The following is a 25,952-nucleotide window of genomic DNA, read 5'->3' on the forward strand; positions in this document are numbered from 1 at the left end:
GCCCACACTCGCCCCAACACCAAGACAGATTCTTTACACCTTGCGTAGCAACCGTTAGCAGCACACCTGATTAGCCACTTTCGCCGGCCACGCAGATGGCCATGAGGATCACATCGATGGACGTCACCGCAAAAATCAGCCTGGGCGATCCGCTGGAACCCGCACGCAAGGCCACCGCCCAAATGTTGCAGGAGCGCGAGCGCACCTTCTCGCTGCCGCAACCGTTCTACAGCGACGAGCGGCTGTTCGATATCGACATGCAGGAGATCTTCCAGAAAGAGTGGTTGATCGCCGGCATGACCTGCGAAATCCCGACCAAGGGCAACTACCTGACCCTGCAGGTCGGCAAAAACCCGATCATCGTCATCCGTGGCGCCGAAGGTGTGGTGCATGCGTTCCATAACGTCTGCCGCCACCGTGGCTCGCGCCTGTGCACCAGTGAAAAGGGCAAGGTCGCCAAACTGGTCTGCCACTACCACCAGTGGACCTATGAGCTGGACGGTCGCCTGCTGTTCGCCGGTACCGAAATGGGCGCCGACTTCGACATGAAGCAGTACGGCCTCAAACCGGTGAACGTAAAGACAGCTGGCGGCTACATCTTTATCAGCCTGGCGGAGAATCCACCGGCCATCGATGACTTCCTGTCGACGCTGAACCACTACATGGAACCGTACGACATGGAGAACACCAAGGTGGCAATCACCACCACCCTGGTGGAAAAGGCCAACTGGAAACTGGTGCTGGAAAACAATCGCGAGTGCTACCACTGCAACGCCTCGCACCCGGAACTGCTGAAAACCCTGCTGGAGTGGGACGACGTCACCGACCCGCGCGCCGATCAGGCGTTCAAGGATCACGTCGCAGCCTCCGCCGCAGCCTGGGAAGCCGAAAAGATCCCGTACGCCCACGCCAGTTTCGGCCTGCGCAACCGCATCGTGCGCATGCCGCTGCTCAAGGGCACCGTGTCGATGACCCTCGACGGCAAACAGGGCTGCGCCAAACTGATGGGCCGCATCAAGAACCCGGATCTCGGCTCAATGCGCATCCTGCACCTGCCGCACTCGTGGAACCACTGCATGGGCGATCACATCATCGTCTTCACCGTGTGGCCGATCAGCGCCCAGGAAACCCTGGTTACCACTAAGTGGATCGTGCACAAGGATGCGGTTGAAGGCGTCGATTACGACGTAGAACGCATGCGCCAGGTGTGGGATGCGACCAATGATCAGGATCGGCGTCTGGCCGAAGAGAACCAGCGCGGGATCAACTCCACGGCTTACCAGCCGGGGCCGTACTCGAAGACCTATGAGTTTGGTGTGGTGAATTTCGTCGATTGGTACAGCGAGCGGTTGTTGAGCAACCTTGGGGCTGAGCCTGCGCCGTATCTCAAGGGTGTGCCCGTTCAAGGATAAAAAGCATCACTGGCAAGCCAGCTCCCACAGGGTTCTGCGGTGTACACATAAGTTGTGAACCCCCGAAGCCTTCAGGAGCTGGCCTGCCAGCGATGGCGTCCTGGGACTCTGCTCCGTTGCAATTGAATGAATTTTGATCAATCACGCCACACACCATACCCGCCAAGCCCCCCAGCCTTCCGCAAACAACTTATCCACATACCCACCCACAGCAAATGGGGACAACTGTGGATGACTCGAAAAATAACCCACTGATTTGTGAAGAAAAACCGTGACTTATGCAAAAGCATGGTTTGCGATGACTATTGAACGTTTTTTGACCATATCTCTGTATGCAGCGTTTTGTATGGCTTGCAGAGGATGACGAACACCTTATCCACAGAAGCGCCAACAGAGATCGGGGGTAACTTTACCGACTCTGTGGAAAACCACGCCAAACCGTCATAAACCGAGGCTTTCAGGGTTTTAATTGGTATTCCGCAGCACATTGATCACTATTTGACCAAATGTCTTAAAGCCTTTATATACAAGGCCTGTGGCCAATAGCGAACATCTTATCCACAGAAACGCCAACAGACTTTGGGGGCAAATCGAAAATAAGCAGGAGCCTTATCCACACAAAAAAACCCGTAAAAACCGTGGGTTAGCCTGATCAGTTTTCATACAGCAGGCTACAGGCCCTGTTTTACGTGCCCTACAGAGAACCGCGAACAACTTATCCACAAGCGTGTGCACAGCGATTGTGAGTAACATGCTGCTTGATTGAAATTGCGCAAAAATACTCGGGCGAAAAGTTCATCTACACTCACTTTTGCAGTTATATCCAATGGCCTGGGTTAATGCAGAAGTCCTTGGCGTTATAAAAGGAGGAAGACCAGTGATGTGGCAGGGCACGCCCAGCCATCACTGCGCCAAAGGTTTTACGCTGATTGAATTACTACTGACGTTGGCCTTACAGGCCACGCTTTCGACAGTGGCTTATCCGCTGACGGCGTTGATGGATAAACGCAACCGGGGACTTGACCTGCAACGTTCGTTGCGGGAAAAACGCCGTGCGATTGACTCCTGCAAAGAAGCCAGCCACGACAGTCGTATTGAAAAAACTATCAGCGACAGCGGTCACCCGCCCTCTCTTCAGGCATTAGTCGAGAAGGGCATGCCCCGTCACTTGCGCCAACACACCAAAGCCCGGCAAGCCGTGCTGCGCAATTACTCGTCCTCCATTCGCCTGACACTGAACCCCTATCGCCCCCCTGACTCTCTGCAAACCCTGCTGGAGCGCCGCTACCTGCGCCGGGCCTTTGCTTGCCCACTGGCCGGCACTGCCGGCCGGGGTGGCGGGCGACAAGCCATTCGAGCCAATCAACTTTCAGTCATCAATCACAGCTTTACAGGGCAAGGCTGTAATCAAGGGTGGATGTTTCTGTCTGGCCCTGGGCAGAACAACTCTGCAACTTGCATCACTCCCGTGGAGATCCGCTAACCAATAATGCCAATTGAACAAGCACACTGATCGTTCCAGCAGTTCGGAACTTGTTTATCTGAATTGAAGGTGGACTAAAGCATGAATAAATACACAAAAGGAGTTCTCAAATGGACGCTGGCAGCTTTGTGTTTGGCGCCGACCTTGAGTTGGGCACATGGCGCCCTGGATTTCCCGGCATCACGTGCGGTGAACTGCCAGGCTACCGGAGGCTACTGGCAATCAGAGGATGGTTCCTCCATCGTCGATAAAGGTTGCCGCGAATCAGCCAAACTCTTTAATACCCCTGCCGAAAGAGTATTCGCCGCCCAACAATGGAATGAGGTTGCACACATCCCGGAGATTGATAATCCATCGTTGGATCAGATCAAGGCCATTATCAAAGATGACCAGATCTGCGCCGCGAATGACCCCAGAAAGGCCAGCCTGGATTACCCCACACCCTACTGGACCAAGACTGACGTTGTAGCCGGGCAGGCACTGACCCTGCGACTTATTGGCACCGCACCCCATGTACCCAGCAGGTTCTATGCATTTACCAGTAAACAAGGCTTCGATTCGGCGACTGACAAACTAAAGTGGGGCGATCTGGTGCAGTTGGGCCAGGAAGAAGTCTTCACCGTCGCAAAAACAAACTGGCTGACGCCACCCAGACTACCCGGCGCATCAGGATATTTCGAAATAGTCAGAACTATCCCTGACGGGCTTTCAGGGAATGGGCTGGTTGTCGGCATCTGGATACGAAACGACCCGAATGGCGAGTTTTTCATTTCGTGTTCAGACGTGAGTTTCAAAGGTGGAGGTGTACCCGAAGAACCTCACAATATCGGCAGCTTTATCAACGGCGACATGGGTGCCCTCAAGCCTGGTGATTCTGTGCACTTTCGGATCTTCGGTAACGATGGGGCAAAAAAAGAGCTGGTCGATATCATCCATAAAATCAGCGCAGCTAATTTACCGCCTGCTCGATGGGGCAAGGAAATAGCTGACCAGGTCGACCCCGCTATCGCCAGAATTGGCGAGTTGCAGGGTTCGACCGTCACTTACAACGTGCAGAACCCTTCAAGCAACTCGACTTATGCCACTCAAAAAGGTTACAGCCAGGCCATGTCGATCATTGCAGGCGAGGATCCAGGCCCTGTTAATCCGGCGCCACCGGTCGCGCGCATCACCGGGCCTGCGACATTGAAGACGGGGCAACCTTTTACGTTCAACGGCACGTCATCATCGGCAAGTAATGGTGCCCTGCTCTTTCAGTGGGCCGTTCCAGGGATGACAGGCGCACAGGACGGCCCGACTGTCAGCGGCATCGCATTACCCGTCACACAGCCACGCAAGTTCACGGCCCGCTTGAATGTTCGCGATCCGAAAAATGGCAAAACGGACCAAGCGGAGTTCGAATTTACCGTGACGCCAGCCAGCGACGGCGGAGAGTACCCGGCCTACAAAGAAGGCACCCCGTATAGGGCCGGCGATATCGTGACTAACGCGGGCAAAAACTATCAGTGCAAACCCGAACCTGTCACTGCCTGGTGTGCCGGCGCCGCGTGGGCTTATGCCCCAGGGGCAGGCTCTTCGTGGAAAGATGCCTGGGATGAAGTTGAATGAATCATCAGTGCGCAAGTACACGTCGCATGGCGCCTTATTTCGAGCAACACCACTGTGGACGATGGACTTGAACTGCAACGGGTAGGGAGCGTTATCCACATGAAGATCAGTTTGCCGGCGATGGCGGTGTATCAGTCAGTTATATTTTGACTGTTGTGCCGCTATCGTCGGCAAGCCAACTCCTGCGTGGGTTGGCATGTCCTTGAGTTAACGGACCACACCCTCTTCGATCAGCAGCTTGAGAATCGCCTGGGCGCCGTCTTCGGCGCTCACGCCTTTGAGCACCTGCCCCCCGCCACCACTGGCCTTGGCCGTAGCAGCCTTCATCCGATCAGCACCGCTCTTGGCCTTGATCACTTTCAAGCGCTTCGGCCGCGGCTTGGCCGGTTGCAGCGTGGCGACAGACAAAAGCTCATCATCGATAACTTCGACGTCATCAGCCTCCAACTGCCCACGCCGCGCCGGCCCATAAGCACTCTGCCGAGGCTTCGGCGCTGCGTTATCCACAGTCGCCAGAAATGGTAATTTCACCTTCAACCGGCGACGTTGCCCACGCGGTAGCGCTTGCAACACCAATGCCGAACCATCATTGATCGACTCGACCTGGGCCAATCCAACCACCAGTGGCCAGCCCAGACCTTCGGCCAGCAGAAACGGCAGAATCCCCGAACCTTCACCGGTTTCCGCCTGGCTACCGGTCAGCACCACCTGCGCACCGGCATCACGCAAATAGGCGGTCAGCGCCGGCAATGCATCGGCACCGGCGGGTTGTTCCAGCACGTGCATCTGCTCCAGGCCCATGCCCAGATAGGCGCGCAATGCGGGTTCCGCGACATCGCCGGCGTGCAGCACTTGCAGGTTATCCCCAGCCAGTTGCAAACCCAGTTCCACTGCCCGTGCATCCTGCTCCGCCCGGCGTGGGCGGCCGGATGTCGGGTGGGCGCCGATTGAAACCAGACTGATGATTTTCGTGTTCATAGCGTTTCCTTAAGCCGCATCGCGCTTGGCGTCGTTGCGGTAGGCCGCTACCGCCGCGATCAAGGCTTGAAGAATCTCTGCGCTCTCACCGATCACTGACAGGTCGGCACGTTTGATCATGTCGCAACCCGGGTCGAGGTTGATCGCCACCACTTTGTCGCAGGCGCCAATGCCTTGCAGATGCTGGATCGCGCCGGAAATCCCCACCGCCACATACACCCGCGCAGTGACCCAGGTACCGGACGCGCCAACCTGACGATCACGCGCCATGTAGCCGTCGTCCACCGCCACCCGCGAAGCGCCTTCGGTGGCACCCAGTGCGGCAGCAGTCTGGTGGAACAGCGCCCAGTCCTTGACCCCGTTACCGCCAGAGAAGATGAACTCGGCCTCGGCCATCGGAATGGCCGCAGGGTCCACCGCCACCGCGCCCAGATCCTCGATTCGCGACAAGCTGCGCGCGACGCTTGTGGATAACTCCACGGGCAGCGCTTCGTGGCGAGTTTCGCTGACCGGTTCTGCGCATTCGGCCGAGGCCAGAATCAATCGAGCGACCGGACGCGCCAGGTCTTGCAGCCCCGCACCGGCGCGGCCGATGCATTGCTCATCCTTGACCTGCCAGACCCGTGTGGCCGGGCGTTCTCCCAACGCTGCAGCAAAGCGACGGCCGAGTTCACCGCCACCGCTGCGACTGTCCGGCAGCAGCCAGTGACGCGGACTGAACTGGTTATCCACAGCCCGCAGGCCCTGCACCCGTTGTTCCGGTGCATAACCGCTGAATTCTTCGCCATCGAGTACCAGCAAGCGGTCAACGCCCGCCGTGGCAAATGCGCTTTCCTTGTGCTCGCCGAACACCACCGCCAACACCGCCCCATCCTTGCCGGCCAACTCATGGGCAAGACCCAGCAAGTCGCGGTCGTGGCTGCTCAAGCGGCCACCGACCATGTCCGGCACCACGCTGATGTAGAACGCCGGGGCCGGCACCTGATGCAGCGGCAATTGCACCTCTACGGCGGCGGAACGCTTAGTCGCCCCGCCCTGTTGCGCGCCGCTGCGGTCGATACGCTTGATGCCGTTGGGGCCAATAAAACCGATGCCGTGCAGGTTTTTACGGATGACGCCGTTCGGCCCCATCCAGCTGTGTTGTGCCGGTTGCATCGCCGCGTGCAGCGGATGCAGTCGGTTGCGGGCGATCCATTCGGCGCGCGGATCGCGGCGGATAATGTCGCTCATCAGTGGGCCTCCGCGGGTTCACGTTTGGCCGGCGTGGTCGGCTTGCTTGGCGCGGCGTCTTCGAGCAGCGCATCGGCGACCAGTTCGGCAATGTCCTTGATCAGTGGACGCGGTTCGACCACGCCTTCGAGCATCGCCGTGCACTGTGGACAACCCACGGCCACCAGTTCAGCACCGGTTTCGCGGATGTCGTCCATGCGCATGTCGGGGATACGCTGTTTTCCCGGAATGTCGGTGATCGGCGCGCCGCCACCGCCGCCGCAGCAGCGCGAACGGAAGCCCGAACGTTGCATCTCTTTGACTTCGATACCGAGCGCACGCAGCACTTCACGCGGCGCTTCGTACTCACCGTTGTAGCGGCCGAGATAGCATGGATCGTGATAGGTCACGCTGTTGCCTTTGTGCTGCCCGAGGTTGAGCGCGCCCGCCTGAATGATTTCCGCCATGTAGGTGCTGTGGTGCTGCACCAGGTAATTGCCGTCGAACGCGCCGTACTCGTTTTTCAGCACATGAAAACTGTGCGGATCACAGGTGACGATGCGGTTGAAACTGTATTTGGCCAAGGTCTGGATATTGCGTTTGGCGAGCTGCTGGAACGTCGCTTCGTCGCCGAGACGGCGGGCCACGTCGCCGCTGTCGCGTTCCTCAAGACCGAGCACGGCGAAGTCGACTTTCGCTGCCTTCAGCACTTTGACGAAGGCGCGCAAGGTACGCTGGTTGCGCATGTCGAAGGCGCCGTCGCCGACCCAGAACAGCACGTCGGTGGATTTTTTTTCGCTGAGCAGGTTCAGGTTCAAATCCGCCGCCCAGTTCATCCGCCCGCCCGGTGCGAAACCACCGGGGTTGTCGGTGGCGATGAGGTTTTCCAGCACCTCGGCGCCCTTGTTCGGTGTTGCGCCTTTTTCCAGGGTGAGGTGGCGGCGCATGTCGACGATAGCGTCGACGTGCTCGATCATCATCGGGCACTCCTCCACGCAGGCGCGGCAGGTGGTGCATGACCACAGGGTCTCGGCATCGACCAGACCGTTGACGATCGGTTGATGCGGATTGCCTGAATGCTCGCCGACTGGTTTGCCTGGATAAGGGCTGCCAGCGAACTTGGCATCGGTGCCGCCAGCGAGGCCGACGACCATGTCCTGAATCAGTTTTTTCGGGTTCAGCGGCTGGCCGGCAGCGAACGCCGGGCACGCGGCTTCACACTTGCCGCACTGCACGCAGGCGTCAAAACCGAGCAACTGGTTCCAGGTGAAATCCTTGGGTTTTTCCACGCCCAGCGGTGCGCTCGGGTCGTTGAGGTCCAGCGGTTTCAAACCGGTGGAACGACCGCCGCCGAAACGTTCGGCACGACGGTGCCAGGCCAGATGCAGCGCGCCAGCGAAGGCGTGCTTCATCGGCCCGCCCCAGGTCATGCCGAAGAGCAATTCCGAAACGCCCCACAGCACGCCAATCCCGAGAATCACTGCCAGCAGCCAGCCACCGAAGTTCTCCGGGAGTATCCCGGCCACCGGCAACGTCACCAGAAAGAATGACGCCGAGAAGGCCAGCAGGCTTTTCGGCAGGCGCATCCACGGGCCTTTCGACAACCGTGCCGGCGGGTTGCGCCGGCGCAGGTAAACGAAGATCGCGCCGACGAACATCACCGCCGACATCAGCAGCAAGGCGTAACCGAGGATGCGGTTATGCAGGCCAAAGCCATGCACCAGAATCGCCAGCACAATCGACGCCACCGCGCCGCCGGCCGTGGCCACGTGGGTATTGGCGATGTATTTGTCCCGCGCCACCACATGGTGAAGATCGACCATGTACCGCTTGGGCATGGCCAGCAGGCCGCCGATCAGATCGACCTTCGAGGCCCGGCCTCGACGCCACATCGCCACCCGCCGCAACGCGCCAAGGACAGCGAGGCCCAGGGCTGCGAACAACAGGATTGGAAGAAGGGTGTTCAACATAGGTGAAGCTCCCACCAGTGCAACCTGGAGAAACACGATCCGCTTTACTGTGGGAGCGAGCCTGCTCGCGAAAGCGGTGAGTCAGTCGACATCATCGTCAACTGACAGATTGCATTCGCGAGCAGGCTCGCTCCCACAGGGTTTGGTGCAAGCCGTCAGAAATCCTTGCACAACCGCAGTGCGTCGTAGATCGCGGCGTGTGTGTTGCGCTGCGCCACGCAGTCGCCGATGCGGAACAGCAAGTAGCCGTCACCCGTGGTACTCAGCGATGGCTGCGGCTTGATCGCAAACAACGCATCGATATCGATCTGGCCCTTGTTGCGCGATCCTTCCTTGAGCCCGTAATACAGCTCTTCGTCCGGACGCACGCCGTTTTCCACGACCACCTGATCGACCACCCGCTCCTCTTTGGCACCGGTGTATTCGTTCTCCAGCACCGCGATCAGTTTGTCGCCCTCGCGGTAGACCTTCTCCAGCATCATGTCGCCGGTCATGATCACTTCTTTCGGATACATGCTGCGGTAGTAAGTCGGGAACGACGTACCGCCAACGGCCACGCCGGGTTTGATGTCGTCGGTGACGATCTCGACCTGGCTACCCTTGTCGGCAAGGAAGTCGGCAACCGACATCCCGGTGAACTCGCAAATGGTGTCGTAGACCAGCACGTTCTTGCCCGGCGCAACCTTGCCGTCGAGCACGTCCCAACTGCTGACTACCAACCCTTCGGCCGCGCCCCAGTGTTCGTTCTGCTCAAGAAACGGATGTCCGCCAACCGCCAGCACCACGACGTCCGGACGCAAATCCATGATCGTCGCGGCATCAGCCGCAGTGCCCAGACGCAGGTCGACTTTCAGCCGCGCCAGTTCCAACTGGAACCAGCGCGTAATGCCGGCGATCTGGTCGCGCTGCGGTGCTTTCGATGCAGTCGTGATCTGCCCGCCGATGAATTCTTTCTTCTCGAACAGCGTCACGTCGTGGCCGCGTTCAGCTGAGACACGCGCCGCTTCCATCCCGGCCGGGCCGGCACCGACGACCACGACTTTGCGCTTGATGCCGGTGGATTTTTCGATGATGTGCGGCACGCCCATGTATTCGCGGGACGTCGCGGCGTTCTGGATGCACAGCACGTCCAGACCTTGGTATTGACGGTCGATGCAATAGTTGGCGCCCACACACTGTTTGATCTGGTCGATCTGACCCATCTTGATCTTGGCGATCAGGTGCGGGTCGGCGATGTGCGCGCGGGTCATGCCGACCATATCGACATAACCGCCCTCAAGAATCCGGGTGGCCTGGTTCGGGTCCTTGATGTTCTGCGCATGCAGAACCGGCGCTTTCACCACCTCTTTGATCCCGGCCGCCAAGTGCAGAAACGGCTCCGGTGGATAACTCATGTTGGGGATAACGTTGGCCAGGGTGTTGTGGGTATCGCAACCCGAACCGACCACGCCGATGAAGTCGAGCATGCCGGTGTCGTCGTAGTACTTGGCGATCTGTTTCATGTCCTCGTGGGACAAGCCGTCCGGGTGGAATTCGTCGCCGCACAAGCGGATGCCGACGCAGAAATCGTCGCCGACTTCCTTGCGCACAGCCTTGAGCACTTCCAGACCGAAACGCATGCGGTTCTCGAAACTGCCGCCCCATTCATCGGTGCGCTTGTTGACGCGCGGACTCCAGAACTGGTCGATCATGTGCTGGTGCACGGCGGACAGCTCAACGCCGTCCAGACCACCGGCCTTGGCGCGGCCAGCAGCGGTGGCGTAGTTGCCGATCACCCGCCAGATTTCTTCCGGCTCGATGGTTTTGCAGGTCGCGCGGTGCACCGGTTCGCGGATGCCCGACGGCGACAGCAGGGTTGGCCAATGCTCGCCGTCCCAACGCGAGCGACGACCCATGTGGGTAATCTGGATCATGATCTTGGCGCCATGCTTGTGCATGGCGTCGGCCAGGTTCTGGAAGTGCGGGATAATCCGGTCGTCCGCCAGGTTCACCGATTTCCACCAGCCTTGCGGGCTGTCGATGGCCACACTGGACGAACCGCCGCAAATCGCCAGGCCGATGCCGCCCTTGGCTTTCTCTTCGTAATACTTGACGTAGCGGTCGGTGGTCATGCCGCCGTCAGTCGCGTAGACCTCGGCGTGCGCGGTGCTGAGCACACGGTTGCGGATGGTCAGTTTGCCGATCTGGATCGGCTGGAACATTGCTTCGAAAGCCATGACGGGTTCCTCGACTTACAACGGCTTGACGGTGAACAAGCCGTCTTCGTGGCCTTCTTCGGAGCCACCGTACACTTGCTCGGCAACCGTGCGAATCTTGCTGCCGCGAGCCTCAAGAATTTGATCCATCGCGCCGGCAAACCAGCCGGTGAACATGTAGTCGACCTTGCGCCCGACTTTGCCGTAGACGTAGACAAACGCCGAGTGCTCGAGCTTGACGCTGGCGGTGCCTTTATCGAGGTCGATGTCTTGAATCTTGAACAGGCCCCAACCGCGCTGCGACAAGCGCTTCATGTAGTGCTCGAACACCGCAACGCCCTCCAGGCCGTGGCATTCAGCTTCTTTTTCGCACCAGTGCCAGGCAGATTTGTAGCCGGCCTTGTAGAGGATCTCGGCGTAGGCTTCGGCGCCCAGCACTTCCTCGATGCCCATGTGGTTATTGACGAAAAAGTGACGCGGCACGTACAGCATTGGCAGGGCGTCGGAAGTCCAGACACCGGTTTCGCTGTCGACTTCGATAGGCAATTGCGGGGCGATCTTGGCCATGGAAACTTAACTCCAGAAAAGTTTTAGATTCAGTGTTGGCCGCAGCCCTCACCCCAGCCCTCTCCCACAGGAGAGGGGGCAGTTCGGCGGCGGTCTTGGAAAGCGTTACTCGCCCCAGACGTCTTTCAAGACGTTGACCCAGTTTTCGCCCATGATCTTGCGCACCACACGTTCGGGATGGCCGCGCTTGAGCAGGGTTTCAGTCAGGTTCGGGAACTCGCCGACAGTGCGGATGCCCAGCGGGTTGATGATCTTGCCGAAGCTGGTCAGACGGCGGGCGTAGCCCTTGTCGTGGGTCAGGTATTCGAAAAAGTCCTGGCCGTGGCCCTGAGTGAAATCGGTGCCGATACCGATGGCGTCTTCGCCGACGATGTTCATCACGTATTCGATGGCTTCGGCGTAGTCGTCGATGGTCGAATCGATGCCCTTGGCGAGGAACGGCGCGAACATGGTCACGCCGACGAAACCACCGTGGTCGGCAATGAATTTGAGTTCTTCATCGGACTTGTTGCGCGGGTGCTCCTTGAGCCCCGACGGCAGGCAGTGGGAGTAGCAGACCGGTTTTTTCGATTCGAGGATGACTTCTTCGGAAGTCTTGGAACCGACGTGGGACAGGTCGCACATGACGCCAACGCGGTTCATCTCGGCGACGATCTCGCGACCGAAACCCGACAGCCCGCCATCACGCTCGTAGCAACCGGTGCCGACCAGGTTCTGGGTGTTGTAGCACATCTGCACGATGCCGACGCCGAGCTGCTTGAACACCTCGACATAGCCGATCTGGTCTTCAAACGCATGGGCATTCTGGAAGCCGAAGAGGATGCCGGTCTTGCCCTGCTCCTTGGCGCGACGGATGTCGGCGGTGGTGCGCACCGGCATCACCAGGTCGCTGTTCTCGCGGATCAGCTTCTGGCTGGCGGCGATGTTGTTGACGGTCGCCTGAAAGCCTTCCCACACCGACACAGTGCAGTTGGCCGCCGTCAGACCGCCCTTGCGCATGTCTTCGAACAGCTCGCGGTTCCATTTGGCAATGATCAGACCGTCGATAACGATGCTGTCGGCGTGTAATTCGGCTGGGCTCATCAGGCGTCCCCTTATTGGCGATTCATGCGCCGAATCGTCTGCCGGCGCTTTGGGGCCAGCATATGCCTCGGTGCACGGGCGACCGGGTGCAAAAACGACAGGGGAATTGCCGAAAGCGTCAATCCGCGACAAAGGGTCATCAGGCGGCCCGACCAGCCACCTGTTCAAGCCCGCAAGCTTGAGCCAGAATCCCCCGCATCTTGGATACACCACTGGATGAGAGCGGCGACCTCAATGAAATCGATCTTCCTGGCCCTGGCACTGATTGCGACCGGCGTACACGCCGCCGAAGAGTCCGACAACAACCCGTGCGACGCAGTCGAAAACGACGTGCAGACCCTGGAGTGCTCAGCCTACAGCCGCACCGCGGCCGAAGACCTGCTCAAGGACAACTACGCCAGCCTCACCGAACGCATGCAAACGGCATACGGCAAGAACCCGACGCAACTGGCTGACATCACCGCCAAACTCAAAACTGCCCAGCAGCAATGGCTGAAGACGCGGGATGCGGATTGCGCGGTAGAAGCCTTCCCGGCAACGGCGGGGAGCAAGGCTTTTACGATTGCGCAGAATGATTGCGTGGCGCGGATGAGTGACGAGCGGTCGGAGTTTTTGGAGTCGATTGGTCAGGAGTGAGTGTCTGATCTGTAAGCTGCACATCTATAGCTAATCAAAGGACACCCATGAACATCTGCGGCATCGAAATCAAAGGCAGCGAAGCGATCATCGCCGTGGCCGCTCTCGACGGTTCGACCCTGAGCCACATCCCTCTCGCCACCAAGAAAATCGCCCTCGAAGACGATGACGAGGCAGCCAACGTCAAACGCTTCGCCGCGCAGGTCGCGTCGTTTGTGCGGGAGAACTCGATTGACCGGATTGCGATCAAGAAGCGCAGCAAGAAGGGTGAATTTGCCGGTGGGCCGACGACGTTCAAGATCGAGGATGTGTTTCAGTTGCTCGATGGGTGTGAGGTGACGCTGCTGTCGCCGCAGACGATCAATGCACAGGCCAAGAAGCACAATTTCGAGCTGCCGGGGACGCTGAACAAGTATCAGCATGAGGCTTATAAAGCGGCGTGCTCGGCGTTGGTGAAGAAGTAAGCATTCTTTCAGACGATACAAATCAACTGTGGGAGCGAGCCTGCTCGCGAATGCAATCTGTCTGTCGACAGTGGTATTGAATGGCACACCGCATTCGCGAGCAGGCTCGCTCCCACATTGGTTTTTGTGCCCCCATCAGGCTTGGGCAGTACGGCGGTCTTCTCGCGGACAGCGTGCGAACTTCGCCCGGTAGCTGCGAGTGAAATACGACGGTGATTCAAACCCGCAGGCAATGCTGACTTCGAGCACGCTCATATCCGTCTGGCGCAACAACTGCCGAGCCTTCTCCAGCCTTAAGCGCAGATAGAAATTGCTCGGCGTGTCGTTCAGATGCAGCCGGAACAATCGCTCCAGTTGTCGCCGCGTGACCTTGATCGATTCCGCCAGTTGCAGCGTGCTCAGCGGCGGTTCGCTGTGTTGTTCCATCTCGCCAATCACCTGCACCAGTTTCTTGTTGCTGATGCCATAACGCGTGGCGACCTCCATGCGCTGGTGGTCTTTGCGCGGGCGGATGCGGCCTAACACAAATTGCTCGCTGACCTGGATCGCCAGTTGCGGGCCGTGGGCCTGGGCGATCAGGTCGAGCATTAAATCGATGGAAGCGGTGCCACCGGCCGAGGTGATGCGCCGCCGGTCAATCTCGAACAGCTCCTGCGTCACGCTGAGCTGTGGATAAGATTCCTTGAACGCATCGATGGCTTCCCAATGCAGGGTCAGGCGATGGCCCTCAAGCAGGCCCGCCTCGGCCAGGACGAAGCTGCCGGTGTCGATGGCGCCAAGGGTGACGCCTTCGTTATCCAGGCGGCGCAGCCAGTGCTCAAGCGTCGGCGTGGCGAATTTCAGCGGTTCGAATCCGGCGACCACCAACAGCGTCGCGCCCTTCTTCAGCGGCTCCAGCGCAGCGTCGGCATTGACCGACATGCCGTTACTCGCCAGCACTGCCCCGCCATCGGCGCTCAGAACATGCCAGCGGTACAGCTCGCCGCGAAAGCGGTTGGCCACCCGCAGCGGTTCGATCGCGGAGATAAAGCCGATCGCGGAAAACCCCGGCATCAGCAAAAAGTAAAAATCCTGGGACATGGGCGCACTCGGTTGGCGGGTAGCGTGGGTCGTTGATACGCCGATTGTCGTCAGCGTTCAAGCGCACAGGTCGCTACAGTGCAAGTGCCGGTCGCCGTAGTGCGCTTTCACGGGCGCATTGCTGCGTAACTTTGCATCACCGGCGCATCAGACGCCGGGAACCACAATAAACGACCTGCCGAGGAACCCGACATGAAACGACTGATCAGCAGCTGTGTTCTTGCACTCAGCGGTACCGCTTTCTTGAGCGCCAGCGTCATGGCGGCCGAACCCGCGTCTTGCCAGAACGTACGCATGGGCGTGGTCAACTGGACCGACGTGATCGCTACCAGCGCCATGACCCAGGTCCTGCTCGACGGCCTCGGCTACAACACCAAACAAACCAGCGCATCCCAGCAAATCATCTTCGCCGGGATACGCGATCAGCGTCTGGACCTGTTCCTCGGCTACTGGAACCCGCTGATGACCCAGACCATCACGCCGTTCGTCGACGCCAATCAGGTCAAGGTCCTCGAAGCGCCTAGCCTCAAAGATGCCCGCGCCACCCTGGCTGTGCCGACTTACCTGGCTGACAAGGGCCTGAAAACCTTCGCCGACATCGCGAAATTCGAGAAAGAACTGGGCGGCAAGATTTACGGCATCGAGCCGGGTTCGGGCGCCAACACGCAGATCAAGGCAATGATCGCCAAGAACCAGTTCGGTCTCGGCAAATTCCAACTGGTCGAATCAAGCGAAGCCGGCATGCTCGCGGCGGTTGATCGCGCCGTGCGCCGCAAAGAGGCCGTGGTGTTCTTCGGCTGGGCGCCGCACCCGATGAACGTCAACGTGCAGATGACTTATCTCACGGGCAGCGAAGACGCCCTCGGCCCGAACGAAGGCATGGCCACCGTATGGACGGTCACGTCGCCCAAGTACGCCGAACAATGCCCGAACATCGGTCGCCTGCTGACCAACCTGACGTACACCGCCGAAGACGAGAGCCGGATGATGCAACCGCTGCTCGATCACAAGGACGCCTTCGAGTCCGCCCGGCAATGGCTCAAGGATCACCCGCAAGACAAGCAGCGCTGGCTCGAAGGTGTGACCACTTTCGATGGAAAACCGGCCGCTGAAAACCTGCAACTGACCAGCAAGTAAATCACCCCTGAATCACCGCTTCGCAGCCCGACAAGGGCTGCGGACAGACCCATCACGCCTGAAGGAAACCGCACCATGAACCACGACGTCATCATCACCTGCGCACTCACCGGTGCTGGCGACACGACCGCCCGCAGCCCGCACGTGCCGGTCACCCCGAAACAGATCGCTGCAGCCGCCGTGGAAGCCGCCAAGGCTGGCGCCACTGTGGTGCATTGCCACGTCCGTGATCCACAGACCGGCAAGTTCAGCCGTGACGTGGCGCTGTACCGCGAAGTGATGGAGCGGATCCGCGAATCGGACGTCGACATCATCGTCAACCTCACGGCCGGCATGGGTGGCGACCTGGAAATCGGCGCGGGCGAGAACCCGATGGAGTTCGGCCCGAACACCGATCTGGTCGGCCCGCTGACCCGCCTCGCTCATGTCGAAGAACTGCTGCCGGAAATCTGCACCCTCGATTGCGGCACGCTGAACTTCGGCGACGGCGACACCATTTACGTCTCCACCCCGGCGCAACTTCGCGCAGGAGCCAAACGCATCACCGAGCTGGGAGTGAAGGCCGAACTGGAAATTTTCGACACCGGTCACCTGTGGTTCGCCAAGCAGATGATCAAGGAAGGCCTGCTCGACAACCCGTTGTTCCAGCTGTGCCTGGGCATCCCGTGGGGCGCGCCGGCCGACACCACCACCATGAAAGCCATGGTCGACAACCTGCCGGCGGATGCCGTGTGGGCCGGGTTCGGCATTGGCCGCATGCAGATGCCGATGGCGGCGCAAGCCGTGCTGCTCGGCGGCAACGTGCGGGTCGGCCTGGAAGACAATCTGTGGCTGGACAAGGGCGTGTTGGCGACCAACGGCCAACTGGTCGAACGCGCCACCGAAATCCTCAGCCGCCTCGGCGCCCGCGTGCTGACTCCGGCGGAAGGTCGCAAGAAAATGGGCCTGACCCAGCGCGGTTAATTCGAACTTACCCATGACCTTGTGGGAGCGGGCTTGCCCGCGATGACGGCTGTTCTACCGACAGATTTTTTCAGTAGTGCCGACGCCATCGCGGGCAAGCCCGCTCCCACAGGGTTCTGCGAACTCTTTAGGACATGACCAATGAGCTTTATCACCGAAATCAAAACCTTCGCCGCCCTGGGCAGCGGTGTCATCGGCAGCGGCTGGGTCGCGCGTGCCCTCGCCCACGGCCTCGACGTGGTGGCCTGGGACCCGGCGCCCGGCGCTGAAGCGGCATTGCGCAAACGCGTCGCCAATGCCTGGGGTGCGCTGGAGAAAAACGGCCTGGCGCCGGGCGCTTCGCAGGATCGTCTGCGCTTTGTCGCGACCATCGAAGAATGCGTGCGTGATGCCGATTTCATTCAGGAAAGCGCTCCGGAACGTCTGGAACTGAAACTGGAATTGCACAGCAAAATCAGCGCATCCGCCAAGCCTAACGCGTTAATCGGTTCCAGCACTTCTGGCCTGCTGCCGAGCGAGTTTTACGAGAGCTCGACCCACCCGGAACGCTGTGTGGTCGGCCATCCGTTCAATCCGGTCTACCTGCTGCCGTTGGTGGAAGTGGTCGGCGGCAAGAACACCGCGCCTGAAGCCGTGCAAGCGGCTATGAAAGTCTATGAATCCCTCGGCATGCGCCCGCTGCACGTGCGCAAGGAAGTGCCGGGGTTTATTGCCGACCGTTTGCTTGAAGCACTGTGGCGTGAGGCGCTGCACCTGGTTAACGATGGCGTCGCCACAACGGGCGAGATCGACGATGCGATCCGCTTTGGCGCGGGCCTGCGCTGGTCGTTCATGGGCACGTTTTTGACTTACACGCTGGCCGGTGGTGATGCCGGGATGCGCCACTTCATGTCGCAATTCGGCCCGGCCTTGCAGTTGCCGTGGACCTATCTGCCGGCCCCGGAACTGACTGACAAGTTGATTGATGACGTGGTCGATGGCACCAGCGAGCAGCTTGGCGAACGTAGTATTTCGGCATTGGAGCGCTATCGTGATGATTGCCTGCTGGCGGTATTGGAGGCGGTCAGGACTACCAAGGAAAAGCATGGAATGAGTTTCAGCGAGTGATGCGTTTGGCATGACATTGCTGCCCTCACCCTAGCCCTCTCCCAGAGGTCCGAGGTGCTCGTGCGAGTGACGCCGACCTGAATTACCGAGCCGAAAACGAGTTTTGAATCGCATAAAGATCGGCTCCCTTTCCCCCTCGCCCCCCTGGGGGAAAGGGCTGGGGTGAGGGGGTAGCTTTTGATCCTGAAGACCATCTAACAGCCCGGAACCCAATCATGCCCACCCTCACCACCTACCAAACCCGCATCATCCCCGACTGGGTCGACTACAACGGCCACCTGCGCGATGCCTTTTACCTGCTGATTTTCAGCTACGCCACCGACGCCCTGATGGATCGCCTCGGCATGGACAGCAACAACCGCGAAGCCAGCGGCCACTCGCTGTTTACGCTCGAACTGCACCTCAACTACCTGCACGAAGTGAAGCTCGACGCCGAGGTCGAAGTGCACACGCAAATCATCGGCCACGATAGTAAACGCCTGCACCTCTATCACAGCCTGCACAAAGTCGGCGATCCCCAGGAACTGGCCGGCAACGAGCAAATGTTGCTCCATGTCGATCTCGCCGGCCCACGCTCGGCACCGTTCACCCCCGACACGCTGAATCATCTGCAAACCATCGTCGCCGCGCAAACCGACCTGCCCGCCCCAGCTTACACAGGCCGCGTCATCGCCCTGCCGCCTGCCCGGTAGACCGCGTCATCGTTCATCGCGGGCAAGCCTGCTCCCACAGGGTTAGGCGCTGGTCACAAAAAGGTGTCCAGATCCAAAACCTGTGGGAGCTGGCTTGCCAGCGATGAATCCACCTCGGTCTTGCTGATTTACAGCCAAAAAAAACCCGATACCAGCCGTGACTGGATCGGGGCAGAGGCTACTGTTGAGGAGCTGCGATGCGAGGGTGACCAAACCTTCGTGTTGCAAGCTGAGTTCAGTGTGCCGACTCCCCGGCACAGCGAGTTAGCCGAAAACGACCTGTTCATAGCCGTCGCGGCCACTGCGACAAATCGCTCTTGCCGTCACTTCACCCGCCTACCAGAATCGAACCACGACCTCCGTTGCCGAAGAAGGATTCGCCTCATGATGTACGCCGACTTGATTGATCAGGAAGACCTGTTGGGACAGCTCAAGGCATTGGGGTTTCAGGTGCCAAGTGGCTCCACGGCCGAGCAGGCCTGTGAGTGTGCGGTGCGTGGGCTGGATAATGTAAGGGCATCCGAGCTGCGCAAGATGGTCAAGGACATGTACACCAGCGGCGCCAGCATCCAGCCCGCAGTGCGTCAGGCCATCGACAAACAGTTGCTGCCAGCGTTGGCGGAGTACCAGCAAAGCCATAGCGCCTGATAAACCGCCATCGCTGGCAAGCCAGCTCCCACAGGATCTGTGTTGGACACAAATGTTGTGTTCACCCGGATCACTGTGGGAGCTGGCTTGCCAGCGATGAAAGCGCCTCGGTCTAGAGCCTTACACTGGCAAACGTCGACTCATTGCGCGCCTGGCTCAACGCCGACATCGGACCCGACAGCGGCGACATCACAATCGCTTGCGGCAGCGGCAGCATCGCCACTTGCTGGGTGGTGTTGGACCCTACGCGCTCGTCACGCGGCGGAATGCCGAAGTATTCGCGGTAGCATTTGGAGAAGTGCGGCGTCGACACAAAACCGCACACCGATGCCACTTCGATGATCGACATCGGCGTCTGCTTGAGCAATTGCCGCGCGCGAATCAGGCGCAACTTGAGGTAGTAGCGCGACGGCGAACAGTGCAGGTATTTCTGGAACAGGCGCTCGAGCTGTCGACGCGACACGGCGACGTACACCGCCAGTTCATCAAGGTCGATTGGCTCTTCCAGATTGGCTTCCATCAGCGCAACGATTTCCTGCAGTTTCGGCTGGTTGGTGCCGAGCATGTGCTTGAGCGGCACACGCTGGTGATCCTGCTCGTTGCGGATACGCTCGTAGACGAACATTTCCGAGATCGCGGCGGACAGCTCACGGCCGTGATCGCGGCTGATCAGGTGCAGCATCATGTCCAGCGGCGCGGTGCCGCCGGAGCTGGTGAAACGGTTGCGGTCGAGGGTAAACAAGCGGGTGCTCATCGCCACGCGCGGGAAAGCTTCCTGCATCGCCGCCAGACATTCCCAATGCACGCTGCAATCGAAACCGTCGAGCAGGCCGGCGCACGCCAGGGCCCAACTGCCGGTGCACACGGCACCGAGACGCTTGGACTGACGCGCCTGGCTTTGCAGCCATGAGACGTGTTCACGGGTAACGGTGCGCTGGATGCCGATGCCACCGCAGACGATCACAGTGTCCAGGGGTGGTGCTTTGTGCATGGAGGCGTCAGGGGTGATTTGCAGACCGTCACTGGCCCACACCTGGCCGCCATCAACGGTGAGGGTGCTCCAGCGATACAGCTCGCGACCGGACAATTGGTTGGCCATGCGCAGAGGTTCAACTGCGGAGGCCAGAGAAATCAGCGTGAAATTGTCCAGCAGCAGAAAGCCGATGGATTGAGGCGCACGGTTCTGGGGTTGGGCCCCGGAGTTGAACGACGTCATCGCGGTATCTCCTCACACAAAGCGGGTGATGGCCTCAGGCGGAGGCTCTTGTTATTGCCGGCGTTCTCGCAGGGGAGACGGGCTTTGTTATGACAGAGCAATTGCCATGCCTAAAATTGAATGGCCGTTCAACAACTCCTGAAAACGACGTCGCGACGTGTCTATTCGAGACGTCCGACGAAGGGTATTTCGAAGTGCCATCGACGCCAGTGAAAGCCCTGCCCCGATGGGTGTGAGCATATCGGTAGCACTTGTGGGAACTGGCTTGCGCACGGTTGCCGGGGAATGTCACCTAAGGCACGGGTGACGGACGGTAGGGGGTGCCGATTGCCTGTAACAGCTGGGAAAGACTCTTATCTGATTGCGACGCGCTAAAAGGTGGCGTGATTGATTAGCCGTGTTCACTTAGCGCGCAGTTTTGACTGGTCTGGCCCCTTCGCGAGCAGGCTCGCTCCCACAGTAGATCTCCAGTGAACACAAAAATGTATGAACGCCTGGTTCCAATGTGGGAGCGAGCTTGTCTCCGGGCGGCGTTCCGACGAAGAATTCACCTCGGTGGAGCTGACTCAGCACTCAACCGCGCTCACCGCCAAGCCACCGCGCGACGTTTCTTTATATTTGTCATGCATATCGGCGCCGGTATCGCGCATGGTGCGAATCACCCGGTCCAGCGAGATAAAGTGCTGCCCGTCGCCACGCAACGCCATCTGCGCTGCGTTGATTGCTTTCACCGCCGCAATCGCATTGCGCTCGATGCACGGCACTTGCACCAGGCCACCTACCGGATCGCACGTCAGCCCAAGGTTGTGCTCCAGGCCTATCTCCGCCGCATTGCACAGTTGCTCGGGTGTGGCGCCAAGAATCTCCGCCAGCCCCGCCGCCGCCATCGCGCACGCCGAGCCGACTTCGCCCTGACAGCCGACTTCAGCACCGGAGATCGACGCATTCTTCTTGCACAGAATCCCGACCGCCGCCGCACCGAGGAGGTAATCGACGACATTGGCGTCAGTCACCGCCTCGCTGAACTTCATAAAGTAGTGCAACACCGCCGGAATGATCCCCGCCGCGCCGTTGGTCGGTGCCGTGACCATGCGCCCACCCGCGGCGTTCTCTTCATTCACGGCGAGTGCGAACAGGTTGACCCACTCCATTGCGCTCAGTGTCGAACCAATCACATTCGGCTTGCCCAGCTCCTGCAGGCTACGGTGCAACTTCGCCGCGCGGCGACGCACATTCAAACCGCCGGGCAGGATGCCCTCGTGCTTCAAGCCCTGTTCGACGCAATCCTGCATCGCCCGCCACAGCTTCATCAGCCCGGCGCGAATCTCTTCTTCACTGCGCCAGACCTTCTCGTTGGCCATCATCAATTCGGCAACGCGCAGGTTGTTCTTTTTGCACAGCTCCAGCAGTTCGACGGCGCTGGAAAAGTCATAAGGCAACTCGGTGCGATCCAGATCGACCACGCCGCTGGACGCCTGCGCCTCATCTACGACAAAACCGCCGCCGACTGAATAGTAGGTGTCGCGATGCAGCTCGCCGTGATCGCCTTCGGCAACCAGGGTCATGGCGTTGGGATGAAACGGCAGGTTTTCCTCGATCAGGCGCATGTCGCGGGCCCAGACAAACGGCACCGACAAGCGACCATCCAAGAGAAGTGTGTGGGTTTCACGCAGGGCCTGGATGCGCGGTCCGATCTGCGACGGATCGATCGCGTCCGGCCACTCGCCCATCAACCCCATGATCACCGCGTTGTCGCTGCCGTGACCGATGCCCGTGGCCGACAGCGAACCGAAAAGCTGAACCTCAATGCGCCGCACCTGTTCCAACTGATGCCTGTCACGCAGCGACTCAACAAACAATGCCGCCGCGCGCATTGGCCCGACGGTGTGGGAACTGGAAGGGCCGATGCCGATTTTGAACAGGTCGAAAACGCTGATAGCCATTGCTGCAGAGCTCCTGAAGATGCTGATCCGGGGCGTTAAGCGCCCGCTGGCGGAGCTGCTACGCTCAAGCTGCGATCCGCCGGAATGCCCGCATCATCAGGCTTTTGATGGCTCGCACGGCGTCTGGCACCGACGCACTCATGTCCACGAACGCCGTACCGGTTTTCACGCCTGTTTGCGCCGTTTTTATGCAGTTCAGATGGCCAGACAGGGCAGAAAAAAGCTGTAAACGACGTCACTGACACTGGATGCGACCATCCCTGTACTGGATACGACCCCCCCTGTAGGCGTCAGATTTTCACTGGTACATGATCGTTATGACTCGATTGCAAGGCGACGTGGTAGAGCTGTCTCCAGAACGCCATCCAACCGCAACCCATAAGTGCGGTGGTCCAGTCGGAACACTGCCAAAAAAAACACCAAGGAGTCCATCCATGAAAGGTTCCCCGTCGTTGTTGTTGGCCGCCATGCTGAGTCTGCCGTTACTGGCGCAAGCTGCAGAACCGGCACAGTGCAGTACCGTAAATTTCTCCGATGTTGGCTGGACCGACATCACCGCCACCACCGCTACCACCTCCGTCGTCCTCAACGCCCTCGGCTACAAGACCAAGACCACCATGATCTCCGTACCCGTGACCTACAAGTCGCTGGCCGACGGCAAGAACATGGACGTGTTCCTCGGCAACTGGATGCCGACCATGGAAAACGACATCAAGGCCTACCGTGACGCCGGCACCGTGGAAACCGTGCGCACCAACCTCACCGGCGCCAAGTACACCCTCGCCGTGCCGCAAGCCCTGTATGACAAAGGTCTGCATGACTTCGCCGACATCGCCAAATTCAAGAAAGAACTCGACGGCAAGATTTACGGCATCGAGCCTGGCAACGACGGCAACCGTCTGATCCAGAGCATGATCGACAAGGACGCCTTCGGCCTGAAAACCGCCGGGTTCAAAGTCGTCGAATCGTCTGAAGCGGGCATGCTCTCGCAGGTTGACCGCGCGTCGCGCCGTGGCACCGAGGTGGTGTTCCTCGGCTGGGCGCCGCACCCGATGAACAAGCGGTTCAAGATTCAATACCTGACCGGCGGCGACGAGTTCTTCGGCCCCGATTTCGGTGCGGCCACCGTAGCGACCAACACCCGCAAGGGTTACGCCACGGAATGCAGCAACGTCGGTCAATTGCTGAAGAATCTGGAGTTCACCGTCGACATGGAAAGCGAACTGATGGGCAACATCCTCGACGACAAGATGAAGCCTGACGCGGCCGCCAAGGCCTGGCTGAAAAAGAATCCACAGGTGCTCGATACCTGGCTCGCTGGCGTGACCACCATTGACGGTAAGCCTGGCCTGGAGGCCGTGAAAGCCAAGTTAGCCCAGTAATCGCTTATGCCGGGCAGGTTCGCCTGCCCGGGCTGTTTATTTCCTTGCATGCGGACGTTCACTACCATGCTGATTGATCAGAAAATACCTTTAGGCCAGTACATCGCGGCATTCGTTGAATGGTTGACGCAACACGGCGCCAACACGTTCGACGCAATTGCCGTGACGCTGGAAACGATGATCCACGGCGTGACGTTTGCGCTGACCTGGTTCAACCCGCTGGTCTTGATCGGCCTCATCGCCCTGATTGCGCATCTGATCCAGCGCAAATGGGGGCTCACCGCTTTTGTAGTCGCTTCGTTTCTGCTGATCCTCAATCTGGGGTACTGGCAGGAAACCATGGAAACCCTCGCCCAGGTGTTGTTCGCCACCTTTGTCTGCGTGCTGATCGGTGTGCCGCTGGGCATCATCGCCGCGCACAAGCCGATGTTCTACACGGTGATGCGCCCGGTACTCGATCTGATGCAGACCGTACCGACCTTCGTTTACCTCATTCCTACCCTGACCCTCTTCGGGCTGGGTGTGGTGCCGGGCCTGATCTCCACGGTGGTGTTCGCCATCGCGGCGCCCATCCGCCTGACCTACCTGGGCATCCGCGATGTCCCGCAAGAACTGATGGACGCCGGCAAGGCCTTCGGCTGCTCGCGTCGCCAATTGCTCTCACGGATCGAATTGCCTCACGCCATGCCGAGCATCGCTGCCGGCATCACTCAATGCATCATGCTGTCGTTGTCGATGGTGGTGATCGCGGCACTGGTGGGCGCCGACGGACTCGGCAAACCGGTGGTCAACGCACTGAACACTGCTGATATCGCCCTGGGCTTCGAAGCAGGCCTGGCGATCGTACTGCTGGCGATCATGCTCGACCGTATCTGCAAACAACCCGACGCCAAAGTAGGGGGTGACGCATGAGCATAATTCGCTTCGAAGACGTCGACGTAATCTTCTCCAAAGATCCGCGCGAGGCACTCAAGCTGCTGGATCAGGGCATGACCCGCAACGAGATCCTGAAAAAGACCGGGCAAATCGTTGGTGTGGAAAAAGCCACGCTGGACATCAACAAAGGCGAAATCTGCGTGCTGATGGGCCTCTCGGGCTCCGGCAAGTCGAGCCTGCTGCGCTGCATCAACGGCCTCAACACCGTGAGCCGCGGCAAGCTGTTCGTCGAGCATGAAAACCGCCAGATCGACATCGCCTCCTGCACGCCCGCCGAACTGAAAATGATGCGCACCAAACGCATCGCCATGGTGTTCCAGAAATTCGCCTTGATGCCTTGGCTGACGGTGCGCGAGAACATCAGTTTCGGTCTGGAAATGCAGGGGCGCCCGGAAAAGGAACGCAAGAAACTGGTCGATGAAAAACTCGAACTGGTGGGCCTGACCCAATGGCGCAACAAAAAGCCTGACGAACTCTCCGGCGGCATGCAGCAACGTGTGGGCCTTGCCCGGGCGCTGGCCATGGATGCCGATATTCTGCTGATGGACGAACCATTCTCGGCACTCGACCCGTTGATCCGTCAGGGTTTGCAGGATGAACTGCTGGAGCTGCAACGCAAGCTCAACAAGACGATTGTGTTCGTGAGCCACGACCTTGATGAGGCGCTCAAACTAGGTAGCCGCATCGCGATCATGAAGGACGGCCGGATCATTCAATACAGCGTGCCTGAAGAGATTGTGCTGAACCCGGCGGACGACTATGTGCGCACCTTCGTCGCGCACACCAATCCGCTCAACGTGCTGTGCGGTCGCAGCCTGATGCGCACGCTGGACAAGTGCAAACGCATCAACGGCTCGGTGTGTCTCGATCCGGGCGGCGATTCGTGGCTGGACCTGGCCGAAGGCAACACCATCAGAGGCGCGCGGCAGAACGGCGCGGCCCTCGACTTGCAGAATTGGGCACCGGGGCAAGCGGTGGAAGGACTGGAGCGCCGGCCGACGCTGGTCGACTCGAATATCGGCATGCGCGATGCGTTGCAGATTCGTTACCAGACCGGCAACAAACTGGTGCTGCACGATAACAATCATGTGGTGGGGATCCTGGGCGACAGCGAGCTGTATCACGCGTTGCTGGGCAAGAACCTGGGGTAAGCCCCGCAGACACAAAAACGCCGCGAGAGGATCGTGGCGTTTTTGTTTGAGTGAAGATCAAGAGATCGCAGCCTTCGGCAGCTCCTACAGGG

Annotated in this window: 23 protein-coding genes; 14 read left to right on the top strand and 9 right to left on the bottom strand. The window is 59.5% G+C overall.

Features of this window, described 5'->3' with window-relative positions:
* Window positions 1–116 precede the first annotated feature (116 nt).
* The 3 genes from gbcA (at window position 117) to AB4P97_RS21230 (ending at window position 4,503) form a co-directional block, all read left to right on the top strand.
* Complete coding sequence (gbcA, locus tag AB4P97_RS21220) at window positions 117–1,412, top strand: glycine-betaine demethylase subunit GbcA (protein ID WP_042561455.1); 1,296 nt, start codon at window positions 117–119, stop codon at window positions 1,410–1,412.
* Window positions 1,413–2,238: 826 nt separating this feature from the next.
* Complete coding sequence (locus tag AB4P97_RS21225) at window positions 2,239–2,895, top strand: prepilin-type N-terminal cleavage/methylation domain-containing protein (protein ID WP_395601571.1); 657 nt, start codon at window positions 2,239–2,241, stop codon at window positions 2,893–2,895.
* A gap of 81 nt (window positions 2,896–2,976) precedes the next feature.
* Window positions 2,977–4,503, top strand: coding sequence for a lytic polysaccharide monooxygenase (locus tag AB4P97_RS21230; RefSeq protein ID WP_395601572.1), 1,527 nt, complete (start codon window positions 2,977–2,979; stop codon window positions 4,501–4,503).
* 207 nt (window positions 4,504–4,710) lie between these two features.
* Here AB4P97_RS21230 and AB4P97_RS21235 read toward each other — a convergent pair whose 3' ends face one another.
* The 6 genes from AB4P97_RS21235 to AB4P97_RS21260 form a co-directional block, all read right to left on the bottom strand.
* Complete coding sequence (locus tag AB4P97_RS21235) at window positions 4,711–5,481, bottom strand: electron transfer flavoprotein subunit beta (RefSeq protein WP_395601573.1); 771 nt, start codon at window positions 5,479–5,481, stop codon at window positions 4,711–4,713.
* A gap of 9 nt (window positions 5,482–5,490) precedes the next feature.
* The gene (locus tag AB4P97_RS21240) at window positions 5,491–6,711 is read right to left on the bottom strand and encodes an electron transfer flavoprotein subunit alpha/FixB family protein (RefSeq protein WP_395601574.1); all 1,221 of its coding nucleotides are present in this window, start codon (window positions 6,709–6,711) and stop codon (window positions 5,491–5,493) included.
* A complete protein-coding gene (gene dgcB, locus AB4P97_RS21245) occupies window positions 6,711–8,660 on the bottom strand; it encodes a dimethylglycine demethylation protein DgcB (protein WP_047303841.1) in 1,950 nt (649 codons plus the stop codon). Before dgcB ends, AB4P97_RS21240 begins: the two co-directional genes overlap by 1 nt.
* A 155-nt stretch (window positions 8,661–8,815) precedes the next feature.
* Window positions 8,816–10,876 carry a dimethylglycine demethylation protein DgcA gene (gene dgcA / locus AB4P97_RS21250; protein ID WP_042561460.1) on the bottom strand — a complete coding sequence of 687 codons (2,061 nt, stop codon included), beginning with the start codon at window positions 10,874–10,876 and terminating at the stop codon, window positions 8,816–8,818.
* Window positions 10,877–10,891: 15 nt separating this feature from the next.
* Entirely contained in the window at window positions 10,892–11,422 is a 531-nt protein-coding gene (locus AB4P97_RS21255) for a DUF5943 domain-containing protein (RefSeq protein WP_047303843.1), read from the bottom strand.
* Window positions 11,423–11,527: 105 nt separating this feature from the next.
* Window positions 11,528–12,505: a dipeptidase gene (locus AB4P97_RS21260; protein WP_034153590.1), complete on the bottom strand. Its 978-nt coding sequence runs from the start codon at window positions 12,503–12,505 to the stop codon at window positions 11,528–11,530.
* A gap of 234 nt (window positions 12,506–12,739) precedes the next feature.
* On the opposite strand from AB4P97_RS21260, the gene AB4P97_RS21265 reads away from it, so the two are divergent.
* Both AB4P97_RS21265 and AB4P97_RS21270 read left to right on the top strand, forming a co-directional pair.
* A complete protein-coding gene (locus AB4P97_RS21265; protein ID WP_047303846.1) occupies window positions 12,740–13,141 on the top strand; it encodes a lysozyme inhibitor LprI family protein in 402 nt (133 codons plus the stop codon).
* Window positions 13,142–13,188: 47 nt separating this feature from the next.
* Window positions 13,189–13,605, top strand: coding sequence for a DUF3010 family protein (locus tag AB4P97_RS21270; protein WP_395601575.1), 417 nt, complete (start codon window positions 13,189–13,191; stop codon window positions 13,603–13,605).
* 135 nt (window positions 13,606–13,740) lie between these two features.
* Here the strand turns inward: AB4P97_RS21270 and AB4P97_RS21275 are convergent, their stop codons facing one another.
* Window positions 13,741–14,685 (bottom strand): GlxA family transcriptional regulator, encoded by a 945-nt coding sequence (locus tag AB4P97_RS21275; protein ID WP_042561464.1) that lies wholly within the window; start codon window positions 14,683–14,685, stop codon window positions 13,741–13,743.
* A gap of 192 nt (window positions 14,686–14,877) precedes the next feature.
* On the opposite strand from AB4P97_RS21275, the gene AB4P97_RS21280 reads away from it, so the two are divergent.
* From AB4P97_RS21280 to AB4P97_RS21300, 5 genes are all read left to right on the top strand, one after another.
* Window positions 14,878–15,822, top strand: a complete 945-nt coding sequence (locus AB4P97_RS21280) for a choline ABC transporter substrate-binding protein (RefSeq protein ID WP_115147147.1) — start codon at window positions 14,878–14,880, stop codon at window positions 15,820–15,822.
* Window positions 15,823–15,897: 75 nt separating this feature from the next.
* Window positions 15,898–16,785 (top strand): 3-keto-5-aminohexanoate cleavage protein, encoded by an 888-nt coding sequence (locus AB4P97_RS21285; protein WP_042561466.1) that lies wholly within the window; start codon window positions 15,898–15,900, stop codon window positions 16,783–16,785.
* A gap of 141 nt (window positions 16,786–16,926) precedes the next feature.
* The gene (locus AB4P97_RS21290) at window positions 16,927–17,892 is read left to right on the top strand and encodes an L-carnitine dehydrogenase (RefSeq protein WP_115147146.1); all 966 of its coding nucleotides are present in this window, start codon (window positions 16,927–16,929) and stop codon (window positions 17,890–17,892) included.
* A 215-nt stretch (window positions 17,893–18,107) separates the two neighbouring features.
* On the top strand, window positions 18,108–18,584 hold the full coding sequence (locus AB4P97_RS21295) for a thioesterase family protein (RefSeq protein WP_395601576.1): 477 nt from the start codon (window positions 18,108–18,110) through the stop codon (window positions 18,582–18,584).
* A 384-nt stretch (window positions 18,585–18,968) separates the two neighbouring features.
* Window positions 18,969–19,232, top strand: coding sequence for a hypothetical protein (locus tag AB4P97_RS21300; RefSeq protein WP_273877182.1), 264 nt, complete (start codon window positions 18,969–18,971; stop codon window positions 19,230–19,232).
* Between the two features lie 112 nt (window positions 19,233–19,344).
* Here the strand turns inward: AB4P97_RS21300 and AB4P97_RS21305 are convergent, their stop codons facing one another.
* Both AB4P97_RS21305 and AB4P97_RS21310 read right to left on the bottom strand, forming a co-directional pair.
* Window positions 19,345–20,448 (bottom strand): GlxA family transcriptional regulator, encoded by a 1,104-nt coding sequence (locus AB4P97_RS21305; protein ID WP_007949927.1) that lies wholly within the window; start codon window positions 20,446–20,448, stop codon window positions 19,345–19,347.
* A gap of 566 nt (window positions 20,449–21,014) precedes the next feature.
* Window positions 21,015–22,391 carry an L-serine ammonia-lyase gene (locus tag AB4P97_RS21310; RefSeq protein WP_047303857.1) on the bottom strand — a complete coding sequence of 459 codons (1,377 nt, stop codon included), beginning with the start codon at window positions 22,389–22,391 and terminating at the stop codon, window positions 21,015–21,017.
* Here AB4P97_RS21310 and AB4P97_RS21315 point away from each other — a divergent pair.
* The 4 genes from AB4P97_RS21315 to choV all read left to right on the top strand — a co-directional run bounded on the left by AB4P97_RS21315 (window position 22,354) and on the right by choV (window position 25,860).
* Entirely contained in the window at window positions 22,354–22,620 is a 267-nt protein-coding gene (locus tag AB4P97_RS21315) for a hypothetical protein (RefSeq protein ID WP_147282618.1), read from the top strand. The two genes, AB4P97_RS21310 and AB4P97_RS21315, sit on opposite strands and share 38 nt — an antisense overlap.
* Window positions 22,621–22,825: 205 nt before the next feature.
* Window positions 22,826–23,773 carry a choline ABC transporter substrate-binding protein gene (locus AB4P97_RS21320; RefSeq protein ID WP_042561471.1) on the top strand — a complete coding sequence of 316 codons (948 nt, stop codon included), beginning with the start codon at window positions 22,826–22,828 and terminating at the stop codon, window positions 23,771–23,773.
* A gap of 66 nt (window positions 23,774–23,839) precedes the next feature.
* On the top strand, window positions 23,840–24,685 hold the full coding sequence (gene choW, locus AB4P97_RS21325) for a choline ABC transporter permease subunit (protein WP_042561472.1): 846 nt from the start codon (window positions 23,840–23,842) through the stop codon (window positions 24,683–24,685).
* Window positions 24,682–25,860 (top strand): choline ABC transporter ATP-binding protein, encoded by a 1,179-nt coding sequence (gene choV, locus AB4P97_RS21330; protein WP_395601577.1) that lies wholly within the window; start codon window positions 24,682–24,684, stop codon window positions 25,858–25,860. The genes choW and choV overlap by 4 nt, the downstream gene beginning before the upstream one ends.
* The last annotated feature ends 92 nt before the right edge of the window (window positions 25,861–25,952 follow it).

The sequence above is a fragment of the Pseudomonas sp. A1230 genome, assembly GCF_044218825.1.
Classification (GTDB): Bacteria; Pseudomonadota; Gammaproteobacteria; order Pseudomonadales; family Pseudomonadaceae; genus Aquipseudomonas; species Aquipseudomonas iridis.

Excerpts from the sequence above, each read along its gene's own strand:
- gbcA (WP_042561455.1), top strand. The coding sequence starts at position 117 with ATGGACGTCACCGCAAAAATCAGCCTGGGCGATCCGCTGGAACCCGCA.
- AB4P97_RS21225 (WP_395601571.1), top strand. The coding sequence starts at position 2,239 with ATGGCCTGGGTTAATGCAGAAGTCCTTGGCGTTATAAAAGGAGGAAGA.
- AB4P97_RS21230 (WP_395601572.1), top strand. The coding sequence starts at position 2,977 with ATGAATAAATACACAAAAGGAGTTCTCAAATGGACGCTGGCAGCTTTG.
- AB4P97_RS21235 (WP_395601573.1), bottom strand. The coding sequence starts at position 5,481 with ATGAACACGAAAATCATCAGTCTGGTTTCAATCGGCGCCCACCCGACA.
- AB4P97_RS21240 (WP_395601574.1), bottom strand. The coding sequence starts at position 6,711 with ATGAGCGACATTATCCGCCGCGATCCGCGCGCCGAATGGATCGCCCGC.
- dgcB (WP_047303841.1), bottom strand. The coding sequence starts at position 8,660 with ATGTTGAACACCCTTCTTCCAATCCTGTTGTTCGCAGCCCTGGGCCTC.
- dgcA (WP_042561460.1), bottom strand. The coding sequence starts at position 10,876 with ATGGCTTTCGAAGCAATGTTCCAGCCGATCCAGATCGGCAAACTGACC.
- AB4P97_RS21255 (WP_047303843.1), bottom strand. The coding sequence starts at position 11,422 with ATGGCCAAGATCGCCCCGCAATTGCCTATCGAAGTCGACAGCGAAACC.
- AB4P97_RS21260 (WP_034153590.1), bottom strand. The coding sequence starts at position 12,505 with ATGAGCCCAGCCGAATTACACGCCGACAGCATCGTTATCGACGGTCTG.
- AB4P97_RS21265 (WP_047303846.1), top strand. The coding sequence starts at position 12,740 with ATGAAATCGATCTTCCTGGCCCTGGCACTGATTGCGACCGGCGTACAC.
- AB4P97_RS21270 (WP_395601575.1), top strand. The coding sequence starts at position 13,189 with ATGAACATCTGCGGCATCGAAATCAAAGGCAGCGAAGCGATCATCGCC.
- AB4P97_RS21275 (WP_042561464.1), bottom strand. The coding sequence starts at position 14,685 with ATGTCCCAGGATTTTTACTTTTTGCTGATGCCGGGGTTTTCCGCGATC.
- AB4P97_RS21280 (WP_115147147.1), top strand. The coding sequence starts at position 14,878 with ATGAAACGACTGATCAGCAGCTGTGTTCTTGCACTCAGCGGTACCGCT.
- AB4P97_RS21285 (WP_042561466.1), top strand. The coding sequence starts at position 15,898 with ATGAACCACGACGTCATCATCACCTGCGCACTCACCGGTGCTGGCGAC.
- AB4P97_RS21290 (WP_115147146.1), top strand. The coding sequence starts at position 16,927 with ATGAGCTTTATCACCGAAATCAAAACCTTCGCCGCCCTGGGCAGCGGT.
- AB4P97_RS21295 (WP_395601576.1), top strand. The coding sequence starts at position 18,108 with ATGCCCACCCTCACCACCTACCAAACCCGCATCATCCCCGACTGGGTC.
- AB4P97_RS21300 (WP_273877182.1), top strand. The coding sequence starts at position 18,969 with ATGATGTACGCCGACTTGATTGATCAGGAAGACCTGTTGGGACAGCTC.
- AB4P97_RS21305 (WP_007949927.1), bottom strand. The coding sequence starts at position 20,448 with ATGACGTCGTTCAACTCCGGGGCCCAACCCCAGAACCGTGCGCCTCAA.
- AB4P97_RS21315 (WP_147282618.1), top strand. The coding sequence starts at position 22,354 with ATGCCGATTTTGAACAGGTCGAAAACGCTGATAGCCATTGCTGCAGAG.
- AB4P97_RS21310 (WP_047303857.1), bottom strand. The coding sequence starts at position 22,391 with ATGGCTATCAGCGTTTTCGACCTGTTCAAAATCGGCATCGGCCCTTCC.
- AB4P97_RS21320 (WP_042561471.1), top strand. The coding sequence starts at position 22,826 with ATGAAAGGTTCCCCGTCGTTGTTGTTGGCCGCCATGCTGAGTCTGCCG.
- choW (WP_042561472.1), top strand. The coding sequence starts at position 23,840 with ATGCTGATTGATCAGAAAATACCTTTAGGCCAGTACATCGCGGCATTC.
- choV (WP_395601577.1), top strand. The coding sequence starts at position 24,682 with ATGAGCATAATTCGCTTCGAAGACGTCGACGTAATCTTCTCCAAAGAT.